The sequence below is a fragment of the Affinundibacterium baiyunense genome (assembly GCF_018139645.1).
Classification (GTDB): domain Bacteria; phylum Pseudomonadota; class Gammaproteobacteria; order Burkholderiales; family Burkholderiaceae_D; genus Undibacterium; species Undibacterium baiyunense.
This window is the reverse complement of record NZ_JAGSPM010000008.1, coordinates 1-12,765: the sequence shown is the minus strand read 5'-3', so window position 1 is coordinate 12,765 and position 12,765 is coordinate 1. Positions and strand designations below refer to the sequence as shown.

Below are 12,765 nucleotides of genomic sequence, written 5' to 3'. Positions count from 1 at the left end.
TTCAACAAAATCTGCTATGAGCTTCGACAAACAAAAAGTCGATAAACAAAAACGGCACCGCAGAAACTCTACGGTGCCGTCTTCTTAAATCAGACTCACAAAATTTACATTAAGCTTCGTCGTTATTTACATCACTTGCCACTACTTCAGCGGCAGCTGGAGTAAAGATTTCTTTTTCAGCGGCTAACAAGGCTGCACGTTCATCGGCTTCCCAAGATTCTTTCATCTTGCGAGCGCGGTGGTATGCGAGACCTGTACCAGCTGGAATCAAACGACCAACAATGACGTTCTCTTTCAAGCCGCGCAGTGTATCTTTCTTGCCCATGATCGCTGCTTCGGTGAGAACACGTGTGGTCTCTTGGAAGGAAGCGGCAGAGATGAAAGAATCTGTCGACAAGGAAGCTTTTGTAATACCCAACAAGATATTTTCATAAGTTGCTGGAATACCATTCGCCGCTGTTACGCGATCGTTTTCGCCCAACAAATCTGAACGTTCAACTTGTTCACCAACGATGTAGTTAGTATCACCTGGATTCACGACCACAACACGACGCAACATTTGACGCACGATTACTTCAATGTGCTTGTCATTGATCTTAACGCCTTGTAAGCGATAAACGTCTTGCACTTCGTCAACGATGTATCGTGCCAACGCTTCGATACCCAACAAGCGCAAGATGTCTTGTGGATCAGCTGGGCCGTCAACAATCATCTCACCTTTGTTCACAACTTGACCGTCATGCACCAAAACTTGTTTATCTTTGGTGATCAAGAACTCGTGTTTCTGACCATCCATGTCGGTGATTTCCAGACGTTGCTTACCTTTGGTTTCTTTACCAAACGCAACCGTACCAGTCACTTCTGCCAACATACCAGCGTCTTTTGGTGAACGAGCTTCGAACAACTCAGCAACACGTGGGAGACCACCGGTAATATCACGGGTTTTTTGTGATTCAGTTGGGATACGCGCCAATACTTCACCAACGTGAACTTGTTGACCGTCTTTCACTGTAATCAAAGCACCAACTTGGAAACCAATCGTTACCGCGTGTTCAGTGCCAGAAATTTTCACTTCTTCACCAGCTTCGTTCAACAATTTAACTTGTGGACGTAAGCTCTTACCACCCGCAGAACCACGACGTTTCGCATCGATAACAACCAATGTGGACAAACCAGTCACATCATCAACCTGTTTAGCAACAGTAACGCCTTCCTCGACGTTTTCAAACTTCACTTGACCGGTGTATTCAGTAATGATCGGACGTGTCAATGGATCCCATGTCGCCAAATCTGTACCGGCTTTGATCGTCATGCCGTCTTTTACGATCAAGGTTGCACCGTAAGGTACTTTATGACGTTCACGTTCACGACCATGATCATCCGTGATCAAGACTTCGCCAGAACGGGAAATCACGATTTGATCGCCTTTGCCGTTCGTCACGTAACGCATCGTCGCTGTGAAACGAATCGTACCGTTGGATTTTGCTTCAACAGAAGAAGCGATCGCTGCACGAGAAGCCGCACCACCAATGTGGAAGGTACGCATCGTCAACTGTGTACCTGGTTCACCGATGGACTGCGCAGCGATAACACCGACAGATTCACCCGCATTAACCAAGTTACCACGACCCAAATCACGACCGTAGCACATTGCGCACAAGCCGTAGCGTGTGTCACATGTCAATGGTGTACGTACTTTCACTTCGTCGATGCCCAAGGCTTCGATTTCCTCAACCATGAATTCGTCAAGCAATGTGCCAGCAGCGTATAGTGTCTCTTGCGTTTCTGGATTGACGATATCGTTCGCAGCAACACGACCCAAGATCAAATCGCGCAAAGGTACGTTCACTTCACCACCCTCAACGATCGCCTTCATTGAAGAACCGTTGGATGTGCCGCAATCGTCTTCGATGACCACCAAGTCTTGCGTAACGTCAACCAAACGACGTGTCAAGTAACCAGAGTTCGCTGTCTTCAACGCCGTATCCGCCAAACCTTTACGTGCACCGTGCGTAGAAATAAAGTACTGGAGAACGTTCAAACCTTCTCGGAAGTTCGCCGTAATCGGCGTTTCAATAATGGAACCGTCTGGTTTTGCCATCAGACCACGCATACCTGCCAACTGACGAATCTGTGCTGCAGAACCACGCGCACCGGAGTCAGCCATCATGTAAATCGCGTTGAAGGATTCTTGCGTACCTTGTGTGCCGTCACGACGTGTTACTGGTTCAACTTTGAGCTGTTCCATCATCGCCTTGCCGACTTCGTCACCTGTTTTACCCCAGATGTCGACCACTTTATTGTAACGTTCGCCTGCAGTGACCAAACCGGATGCATATTGCTGTTCGATTTGTTTCACTTCATGCTCAGCAGCCGCCAACAAAGTCACTTTTTGTGGCGGTACCAACATATCGTCGATACAGATAGAAATACCAGCACGAGTCGCCAAACGGAAACCAGACTGCATCAATTGATCAGCAAATACCACCGTCGCACGCAAGCCGCACTTACGGAAGGAAGTATCGATCAATTTAGAAATTTCTTTTTTCTTCAAAGGACGATTCAAGACTGAGAATGGCAAGCCTTTTGGCAAGATTTCAGACAAGATCGCACGACCAACCGTGGTTTCGTAACGTTTAACTGTTTTAACGAATTCACCAGTTGCTTTGTCTTTTGGATATTCAGTAATACGTACTGTGATACGTGTGGCCAATTCCACTTCTTTGTTATCCCAAGCGCGAATTGCTTCAGAAACGTCTGGGAACATCATGCCCTCGCCTTTACCATTAATGGCTTCGCGCGTTGCATAGTAGAGACCCAAAACGATATCTTGTGAAGGAACAATAGAAGGTTCACCGTTAGATGGGAACAAAATATTGTTAGAAGCGAGCATCAATGTGCGTGCTTCCATTTGCGCTTCGATAGACAAAGGAACGTGAACCGCCATTTGGTCACCGTCGAAGTCAGCATTGAATGCCGCGCAGACGAGTGGATGCAATTGGATCGCTTTACCTTCAATCAAAACTGGTTCAAACGCTTGAATACCTAAACGGTGCAAAGTAGGCGCACGGTTCAACATGATAGGATGTTCGCGGATCACTTCTTCCAAGATATCCCAAACGACTGGTTCTTGAATTTCAACGAGTTTCTTCGCTGCTTTGATCGTTGTTGCCAAGCCCATCAATTCCAATTTATTGAAAATGAATGGTTTGAACAATTCCAAGGCCATCAACTTCGGCAAACCGCATTGATGCAATTTCAGTTGTGGACCAACCACGATAACGGAACGACCAGAGTAGTCGACGCGTTTACCCAACAAGTTTTGACGGAAACGACCACCCTTACCTTTGATCATTTCTGCCAAAGATTTCAAAGGACGTTTGTTTGCACCAGTCATTGCTTTACCGCGACGACCATTGTCTAACAAGGAGTCAACCGCTTCTTGCAACATACGCTTTTCATTGCGCGTAATGATTTCCGGAGCGCGCAATTCCATCAAGCGCTTCAAACGGTTATTACGGTTAATGACGCGACGATACAAATCGTTCAAATCGGAAGTCGCAAAACGACCACCATCCAATGGTACCAATGGACGCAATTCTGGAGGCAACACTGGCAACACTTCCATGATCATCCAGTCTGGTTTGATACCAGAACGTTGGAAGGCTTCCAATACTTTCAAACGCTTAGAATATTTCTTGATCTTCGCTTCAGATTTAGATTCTTTGAGTTCTGTACGCAAAGTTTCCGCATCACGATCGATATCGATAGAGCGCAACAATTCACGGATACCTTCTGCCCCCATGAATGCGGTGAACTCGTCACCATATTCTTCGTATTTTGCTGCGTAATCATCTTCAGACATGATTTGGCATTTTTTCAGCGGAGTCATGCCGGGATCAGTCACAACGTATGCTTCAAAATATAATACGCGTTCGATATCGCGCAAAGTCATGTCGAGTACCATACCCAAACGGGAAGGCAAGGATTTCAAGAACCAGATATGTGCTGTTGGAGAAGCCAACTCGATATGGCCCATGCGCTCACGACGCACTTTCGCCAAAGTCACTTCAACGCCGCACTTTTCGCAGATCACACCGCGATGCTTCAAACGCTTGTATTTACCGCACAAGCATTCGTAATCTTTAATTGGGCCAAAAATCTTCGCGCAGAACAAACCGTCACGCTCTGGCTTGAACGTACGGTAGTTGATTGTTTCTGGCTTTTTAACTTCGCCATAGGACCATGAACGGATTTTTTCTGGAGACGCGAGACCAATTTTGATCGCGTCGAATTGTTCATTGGGCTGAACTTGCTTGAATAGATCGAGCAGGGCTTTCATGTATTGCACTCCAGTGAAGTGTTGAATCGCTTGTGCTTATGGAACGCATTTGATCTGCTTTAAGTTTAACCCTGTTCGCATTAGCGGGAGAGCCTGTTCGACATCTTGGTCGATCCAAGTTCCGCAAAATACCGGGAACAAAAAACACAAAAAATGTTAGTCCATCTGAATGACCAACGCCCGAAATGAATTCGGGCGAAGGTTTACTACCAATTTACTAATTAAAATCTGATTAAAGACAGATCAAGTGCCAATCAACTACGCTCTAGATCGATATCGATACCTAAAGAACGAATCTCTTTAACAAGAACGTTGAAGGACTCTGGCATACCAGCGTCGATCACGTGATCACCTTTAACGAGATTTTCGTACACTTTCGTACGACCATTCACGTCATCGGACTTCACAGTCAACATCTCTTGCAAGACATAAGACGCACCGTACGCTTCAAGTGCCCACACCTCCATCTCACCGAAACGCTGACCACCGAATTGTGCTTTACCGCCCAATGGTTGTTGTGTCACGAGAGAGTACGGACCAGTCGAACGTGCATGCATCTTGTCATCAACCAAGTGATGCAATTTTAAGACGTGCATGTAACCAACGGTCACATTACGTTCAAACGCTTCACCAGTGCGACCGTCATACAAAGTCACTTGATTCTTCGATGGCGTCATACCTAATTGTTTCGCGATTGGATCTGGGTAAGCCAAATCCAACATGCGACGAATTTCAGACTCATGCGCACCGTCAAACACTGGGGTTGCGAACGGCACACCTTTTTTCAGGTTAGACGTCAATTCCATGATTTCATCATCAGACAAACCATCGATATCTTCAGACTTACCAGATTCGTTATAGATTTGTTTCAAGAAACCACGTAATTCTTCTACTTTCGCTTTGGCGTTCAACATTTCGCCGATACGCAAGCCAAGACCTTTAGCTGCCCAACCTAAGTGAACTTCCAAAACCTGCCCCACGTTCATACGTGATGGAACACCCAATGGGTTCAACACGATATCCGCTGGTGTACCATCGGCCATGTATGGCATATCTTCAACCGGAACAATGCGTGAAACCACACCCTTGTTACCGTGACGACCCGCCATCTTGTCACCTGGTTGCAAACGACGTTTAACGGCTAAGTAAACCTTAACCATTTTTTGTACGCCTGGTGGCAACTCATCGCCTTGCGTCAATTTCGTACGCTTTTCTTCAAACGCTAAATCGAATTGGTGACGTTTTTCAGCGATAGAATCTTTGATCGCTTCGATTGCACGTGCTGCGTCTTCATCTGCTGGGCGAATATCGAACCAATGGTACTTATCAACTTCTGCTAAGTATTCCTTAGTAATCGTCGCGCCTTTAGCCAATTTATTTGGACCACCGTTGGCGACTTTACCAACCAACATACGTTGCAAACGTTCGAAGGCATCGCCTTCCACAATACGCAACTGATCGTTCAAATCGAGGCGATAGCGCTTCAATTCATCATCGATAATTTGTTGCGCACGCTTGTCGCGTTGGATACCTTCACGTGTGAACACTTGAACGTCGATAACCGTACCAACCATGCCTGAAGGCACGCGCAGGGATGTATCTTTAACGTCGGAAGCTTTTTCACCGAAAATCGCACGCAAGAGTTTTTCTTCTGGTGTCAGTTGCGTTTCACCTTTTGGCGTTACTTTACCGACCAGCGTATCGCCTGCAGTCACTTCAGCACCGATGTAGACGATACCGGATTCATCCAGACGTGCTAATTGGTTTTCAGCAAGGTTAGAGATATCACGCGTGATTTCTTCTGCACCCAACTTCGTATCACGCGCTACAGCAGATAATTCTTCGATATGAATGGAAGTGTAGCGGTCATCCGCAACCACTTTTTCAGAGATCAAAATCGAATCTTCGAAGTTATAGCCGTTCCATGGCATAAACGCGATCAACATGTTTTGACCGAGCGCCAATTCTCCCAGATCTGTTGATGCACCGTCAGCCAACACGTCACCCTTCGCTACGATATCGCCAACTTTGACGATAGGACGTTGGTTGATGTTCGTGTTTTGGTTAGAACGTGTGTACTTAATCAAGTTGTAGATATCAACACCGACTTCGCCCGCTTGCGCTTCCGCGTCATTCACACGAATAACGATACGGCCTGCATCGATATAATCAACTTTACCACCGCGCAATGCTTGTACTGTGGTACCGGAGTCGACAGCTACCGTGCGTTCGATACCTGTACCGACGAATGCCTTTTCTGGACGCAAGCAAGGAACTGCTTGACGTTGCATGTTGGCACCCATCAACGCACGGTTCGCATCATCGTGTTCCAAGAATGGAATCAGGGATGCTGCAACAGAAACCACCTGACCGGTAGCAACGTCCATGTATTGAACGCGCTCTGGTGAAACCAAAATTGTTTCGCCAGCTTGACGAGATGAAACCAATTCGTCGCACAAACTACCATTCGCATCAATCGTTGCATTCGCCTGAGCGATGATGTAACGACCTTCTTCAATTGCGGACAAGTAATCGATCTGATTCGTGATCTTGCCGTCGATAACTTTGCGGTATGGTGTTTCCAAGAAACCATATTCGTTCAAACGCGCATACAAAGCCAAAGAGTTAATCAAACCAATGTTTGGACCCTCTGGTGTTTCAATCGGACATACACGACCGTAGTGAGTTGGATGAACGTCACGTACTTCAAAGCCAGCACGTTCACGTGTCAAACCACCAGGTCCCAATGCGGAAATTCGACGCTTATGCGTGATCTCTGACAATGGGTTAGTTTGATCCATAAACTGAGACAATTGTGAAGAACCGAAGAACTCGCGGATTGCTGCAGAGATAGGCTTAGAGTTGATCAAATCGTGCGGCATCAAGTTGTCTGCTTCGGCTTGACCCAAGCGTTCTTTGACAGCACGTTCAACACGTACCAAACCGGCACGGAATTGGTTCTCAGCCAATTCACCAACACAACGTACACGACGATTACCCAAGTGATCGATATCATCGACTTCGCCGCGACCATTGCGCAACTCAACCAAGATCTTAATTACGGACAAAATATCGTCATCAGACAAAGTCATCGCACCAGTCAATTCATCGCGACCAATACGGCGATTGAATTTCATACGACCTACTGCGGACAAATCGTAACGATCTTCGTTGTAGAACAAACCGTTAAACAATGCCTCAACAGAATCTTCTGTTGGCGGTTCACCAGGACGCATCATGCGGTAGATCGCAACACGCGCTGCCATTTGGTCAGCGGTATCATCTGCACGCAAAGTTTGAGAGATGTATGCACCTTGATCGAGATCATTGGTGTACAAAGTTTGAATATCAGTGACTTTTGCATCACGCAATTTCGCCAACAATTCTTCTGTCAACTCATCATTTGCATTCGCAACGACTTCGCCAGTATCCGCATCAACGATATTTTTCGCCAATACGCGACCGAGCAAATAGTCTTCAGGCACAGAAATCATCTTGATGCCAGCAGATTCAATTTCACGCACATGCTTGGAATTGATACGCTTGTCTTTAGCGACGATCAACTTACCAGACTTATCGGAGATATCGAAGCGTGCAACTTCACCGCGCAGACGTTCAGAAACGAATTCCATTTCTGCGCCATCGCTATGCAATGAGAAGTTATCGAATACAAAGAAGTTCGCCAAGATCTGTTCGTTGGTCATGCCGATCGCACGCAACAAGATCGTGACTGGCATCTTACGACGACGGTCAATACGGAAGAACAGAATGTCTTTTGGATCGAATTCAAAATCCAACCATGAACCACGGTAAGGAATGATACGAGCCGAGAACAACAACTTACCAGATGAATGTGTCTTGCCGCGATCGTGTTCGAAGAACACACCAGGCGAACGGTGCAACTGAGAAACGATAACACGCTCAGTACCGTTGATCACGAAAGAACCAGTGGTCGTCATGAGTGGCAATTCACCCATATACACTTCTTGTTCTTTCATTTCTTTAACGACAGGCTTGGTTGGAGATTCTTTATCGAGAATCACCAACCGCACTTTTGCACGCAAAGGAGATGCAAATGTCAAACCGCGCAATTGACATTCCTTGACGTCAAAGGCTGGATCGCCTAAAACGTAGGATAGAAATTCTAAACGAGCGAACCCATTGTGCGACACGATCGGGAAAATGGACGTGAAGGCTGACTGCAAGCCCTCATTTTTGCGCGCAGACGGTGCTTTGTCGGCTTGCAAAAAGCCCAAATATGACTCGAGCTGGGTCGCCAGCAGGAACGGAACGTTGTGGACGTTAGCGCGTTTCGCAAATGATTTACGAATGCGCTTCTTCTCAGTAAATGAGTAGTGCATGGACACTCCGTGAGTGGCAAGGAAGGATGGAGAATTCAGATTTCAAAACTTTTTTCCAGTTAAATGACACGACAAGAAAAACCATCAAGAAACCTCAAGTCTCAGCCCTCACCTTAAGAGATTCGGCTTAGGAAATTTCAACAAACTACAATGAACCAACAATTCTGCCGCGAGAACGACAGAGAAGCCAAAGAGGAACCTTCTCTTGCAAGAAGATTCCTTACTTTGACTTAGGCAAACTCGAAAGTCCGCCAGTATAACACGGAATTACTTAACGTCAACTTTCGCGCCAGCTTCTTCCAATTTCTTCTTAGCAGCTTCAGCGTCAGCTTTTGAAACGCCTTCTTTAACTGCTTTTGGTGCGCCATCAACGAGATCTTTAGCTTCTTTCAAGCCCAAACCTGTGATTTCGCGAACTGCTTTAATAACGCTAACTTTGTTTGCTCCAGCTTCAGCCAGAACTACTGTGAATTCTGTTTGCTCTTCAGCTGCTGCAGCACCGCCGCCAGCTGCTGGACCAGCAACCGCCATTGCAGCTGCAGAAACGCCGAATTTTTCTTCGAAAGCTTTAACCAAGTCGTTCAAGTCCATTACGGACATCGCGCCTACGGCTTCCAAGATATCTTCTTTACTAATTGCCATTTGAAACTCCTAATTTTTTAAAAAACATCGATTCAGTATTTGACGGAAACGTCAGCTGTTCACTAATAAGCGATTAAGCAGCTTCTGCTTCTTTTTTCGCTGCCAAAGCTGCGAGGCCACGTGCGAAGCCGGATACAGGTGCCTGCATCATGCCTAACAATTGTGCCAACAGTACTTCGCGGCTTGGGATGCTTGCCAACGCAACAACACCAGCTTTGTCCAAAGACTTACCAGCATAGTTACCAGCTTTAACGACTAACTTGTCATTGCCTTTTGCGAAGTCATTAACGACTTTAGCAGCAGCAACAGCATCATCCGAGATCGCATAGATCAACGGACCTGTCATTTCGTTAGCCAGGCTTGCAAACGCAGTACCCTCTACAGCGCGACGTGCGAGTGTGTTTTTCAACACGCGCATGTATACGCCTTGAGCACGTGCTTGTGCACGCAATTGCGTCAAATGACCGACCTGGATGCCACGGTATTCAGCTACGACGATAGTCTGCGCAGTTGCTACTTTTGCAGAGACTTCAGCGACGACAGCCTTTTTGTCATTCAGATTGAGACTCACGGTCAACCTCCATTAATGATATTCAGTCGATACACCACAATGATGCATTTCCCTCATATCGTTTCGAACACGGCGTCCGAAGTTAGGAGCTTCACTGGGTTAGCAGTGGTCACTACAAAACTTGTTCGGGTACACCATCTGCGCTGGGCATCGAGAATCGCTTCTCAACAATTAACTTTTTAAACATATTTAAAAAGCCCAACGGTCTTTGACACTCTGTTTGCTTTATTACCAAAGCAATTAATCACAAACAGCCCAAAGATGCGCCACTCACCAATGATGAGTGGACTTAATTTTTACTATTTATTACGCAGACAAATTCACGTGATCTACGCGCACACCTGCACCCATCGTGGATGAGATAGAAACTTTACGCAGATAAACACCTTTACTTGTCGCTGGCTTAGCTTTATTCAAAGCGTCGATCAAAGCCAACAAGTTCGCTTTCAAATCGCCATCAGCGAAAGATTTACGACCAATTGTTGTATGGATAATACCTGCTTTGTCTGTACGGTATTGAACTTGACCAGCTTTAGCATTTTTAACCGCTGTAGCAACGTCAGGCGTTACTGTGCCAACTTTTGGATTCGGCATCAAACCGCGTGGACCCAAAACTTGACCCAAAGTACCAACGATACGCATTGTGTCTGGAGAAGCAATCACAACGTCAAATGGCATATCGCCAGCTTTAACGCGCTCTGCCAAATCTTCCATACCAACGATATCTGCACCAGCTGCTTTCGCTTCTTCAGCTTTTGCGCCTTGTGCGAATACCGCTACGCGAACTGTTTTACCTGTACCAGCTGGCAATACAACCGCGCCACGAACAACTTGGTCAGATTTCTTAGGATCAACACCGAGTTGAACGGAAACGTCGATAGATTCGTTGAATTTTGCAGTTGCGCATTCTTTGATCAACGCAATAGCGTTATCAAATGGATACACTTTCAAACGATCTACTTTTGTTTTCAGCAATTTTGCTCTTTTAGATAACTTAGCCATTACAGACCCTCCACCGTGATGCCCATGGAACGAGCGGAACCTGCGATTGTACGCACGGCTGCTTCCATATCAGCTGCAGTCAAATCTTTTTGCTTAACTGTTGCGATTTCTTCGGCTTGTGCACGAGTGATTTTGCCAACCTTGTCTGTATGTGGTTTAGCAGAACCTTTAGTAATACCAGCTGCTTTTTTGATCATGTATGTTGCTGGCGGCGTCTTCATCACGAATGTGAAAGACTTATCAGCAAATGCGGTGATCACAACTGGAATTGGCATACCTGGTTCCATACCTTGAGTCTGCGCGTTAAACGCTTTGCAGAATTCCATGATATTCAAACCACGTTGACCCAATGCTGGACCGATTGGTGGGGATGGATTTGCTTTACCAGCTGGCACTTGCAGCTTGATAAAACCAATAATTTTCTTTGCCATGATGGCTCCTTCTATGATTGAGTGGTAGCGCCTTTTGTTCAGATAACCGAGCAACAGGCTCCTCGCTTTTTCACTAGCTTTGTATTTCTACACGGCGCTAGCCCCGCTTACAACATCGAACTACTTAAACTTTCTCAACCTGGGCAAATTCCAAGTCAACTGGTGTTGCGCGACCAAAAATTGTTACATTAACGCGCACTTTCGATTTACCGTAATTAACTTCTTCAACATTGCCGTTGAAATCAGTAAATGGACCTTCTTTGATTCGAACAACTTCACCAACCTCATACAGCACTTTTGGCCTTGGCTTTTCAACACCATCTTGAACTTGCTGCAGAACTTTTTCGATTTCGTGACGTGGAATAGGAGCGGGCTTATTCGATTTACCGCCGATAAATCCAGTTACCTTACTAGTATTCTTAACCAAGTGCCAAGTATCATCTGTCATTTCCATTTCTACAAAAACATAGCTTGGAAACAAACGACGCTCAGTAACACTTTTCTTACCATTCTTTACTTCAATAACTTCTTCGGTTGGAACTAAAATCTGTCCAAACATATCTTGCATTTCAGCGCGCTCAATGCGCTCTATCAATGCACGTTGAACACTCTTTTCCATACCGGAATAGGCGTGAACCGCATACCATTTTTTTGCGCTTTTAGGGACAGAAACACCAGAGTCCAGCTCTGGTGTATTCTCCACATTTTTTTCTGAGGTTTGTTCGCTCATTATTTAAGCCCAAGAATTACATTCATAATCAAATATTCAAGAACTTTATCAGTAGTAAACAGGAATATCGCCATAATTAAAACAAACCCAAACACTACTGCTGTCATTTGCCCTGCTTCTTTTCGAGTAGGCCAAACCACTTTCTTCGCCTCACGAATTGACTCCTTCGCAAAGGACACCAATTCACGACCTGTTTCAGAAATAAATACCAAAACAACAGCCAATGCGATACCACCAAATAAGGCACCTAGACGAACATATTTCGGCTGACCCGCAAGAACATAAAATGCGACCACACCAGCGATCGCAGCAATAATCGCCAAAACGATTTTGTACTTATCACTAGATGTACTTACAGTTTGAACGGTTTGGTTAGACATGCTTAATTTGCTTTCGATGCCTTTTGGCCTTGATGGTGGCAGGGGCGGAGGGAATCGAACCCCCAGCCTACGGTTTTGGAGACCGTCGCTCTGCCAATTGAGCTACACCCCTACAACTAAGAACTTGGTAAGCAAAAACAGCGATCCATTCGGATCGCCATTTTTACTTGAGAACTGCGATATTACTCGATGATTTTAGCAACAACACCAGCACCAACAGTACGACCACCTTCACGGATAGCGAAGCGCAAGCCTTCTTCCATCGCGATCGGGTTGATCAACTTAACAGTGATAGATACGTTATCA

General features: G+C 45.8%; 9 protein-coding genes and 1 tRNA gene. All 10 read right to left on the bottom strand.

The annotated features are described in order from the left end of the window. Positions 1–109 precede the first annotated feature (109 nt). Entirely contained in the window at positions 110–4,342 is a 4,233-nt protein-coding gene (rpoC, locus tag KDM92_RS13260; RefSeq protein WP_189347200.1) for a DNA-directed RNA polymerase subunit beta', read from the bottom strand. 254 nt (positions 4,343–4,596) lie between these two features. Continuing rightward, a complete protein-coding gene (gene rpoB / locus KDM92_RS13255) occupies positions 4,597–8,703 on the bottom strand; it encodes a DNA-directed RNA polymerase subunit beta (protein ID WP_212684947.1) in 4,107 nt (1,368 codons plus the stop codon). A gap of 267 nt (positions 8,704–8,970) precedes the next feature. Next, positions 8,971–9,345, bottom strand: a complete 375-nt coding sequence (rplL, locus tag KDM92_RS13250; protein ID WP_189347198.1) for a 50S ribosomal protein L7/L12 — start codon at positions 9,343–9,345, stop codon at positions 8,971–8,973. A 73-nt stretch (positions 9,346–9,418) separates the two neighbouring features. Then, positions 9,419–9,916 (bottom strand): 50S ribosomal protein L10, encoded by a 498-nt coding sequence (rplJ, locus tag KDM92_RS13245; RefSeq protein ID WP_189347197.1) that lies wholly within the window; start codon positions 9,914–9,916, stop codon positions 9,419–9,421. A 306-nt stretch (positions 9,917–10,222) separates the two neighbouring features. Then, complete coding sequence (rplA, locus tag KDM92_RS13240; RefSeq protein WP_212684946.1) at positions 10,223–10,918, bottom strand: 50S ribosomal protein L1; 696 nt, start codon at positions 10,916–10,918, stop codon at positions 10,223–10,225. Continuing rightward, complete coding sequence (rplK, locus tag KDM92_RS13235; RefSeq protein ID WP_186891709.1) at positions 10,918–11,349, bottom strand: 50S ribosomal protein L11; 432 nt, start codon at positions 11,347–11,349, stop codon at positions 10,918–10,920. The genes rplA and rplK overlap by 1 nt, the downstream gene beginning before the upstream one ends. A 124-nt stretch (positions 11,350–11,473) precedes the next feature. Continuing rightward, positions 11,474–12,079 (bottom strand): transcription termination/antitermination protein NusG, encoded by a 606-nt coding sequence (gene nusG, locus KDM92_RS13230; RefSeq protein WP_212684945.1) that lies wholly within the window; start codon positions 12,077–12,079, stop codon positions 11,474–11,476. Next, positions 12,079–12,459, bottom strand: coding sequence for a preprotein translocase subunit SecE (gene secE, locus KDM92_RS13225; protein ID WP_189347194.1), 381 nt, complete (start codon positions 12,457–12,459; stop codon positions 12,079–12,081). The genes nusG and secE overlap by 1 nt, the downstream gene beginning before the upstream one ends. Positions 12,460–12,495: 36 nt before the next feature. Continuing rightward, positions 12,496–12,571 (bottom strand) — tRNA-Trp (locus tag KDM92_RS13220). Positions 12,572–12,641: 70 nt separating this feature from the next. After that, positions 12,642–12,765, bottom strand: a 124-nt coding sequence (locus KDM92_RS13215) for an EF-Tu C-terminal domain-related protein (RefSeq protein ID WP_456243385.1), incomplete at its 5' end; no start/stop codon positions are given.

Coding starts and splice junctions, on each gene's coding strand:
- nusG (WP_212684945.1), bottom strand. CDS start 12,079: ATGAGCGAACAAACCTCAGAAAAAAATGTGGAGAATACACCAGAGCTG.
- rplA (WP_212684946.1), bottom strand. CDS start 10,918: ATGGCTAAGTTATCTAAAAGAGCAAAATTGCTGAAAACAAAAGTAGAT.
- rpoC (WP_189347200.1), bottom strand. CDS start 4,342: ATGAAAGCCCTGCTCGATCTATTCAAGCAAGTTCAGCCCAATGAACAA.
- rplL (WP_189347198.1), bottom strand. CDS start 9,345: ATGGCAATTAGTAAAGAAGATATCTTGGAAGCCGTAGGCGCGATGTCC.
- rpoB (WP_212684947.1), bottom strand. CDS start 8,703: ATGCACTACTCATTTACTGAGAAGAAGCGCATTCGTAAATCATTTGCG.
- secE (WP_189347194.1), bottom strand. CDS start 12,459: ATGTCTAACCAAACCGTTCAAACTGTAAGTACATCTAGTGATAAGTAC.
- rplK (WP_186891709.1), bottom strand. CDS start 11,349: ATGGCAAAGAAAATTATTGGTTTTATCAAGCTGCAAGTGCCAGCTGGT.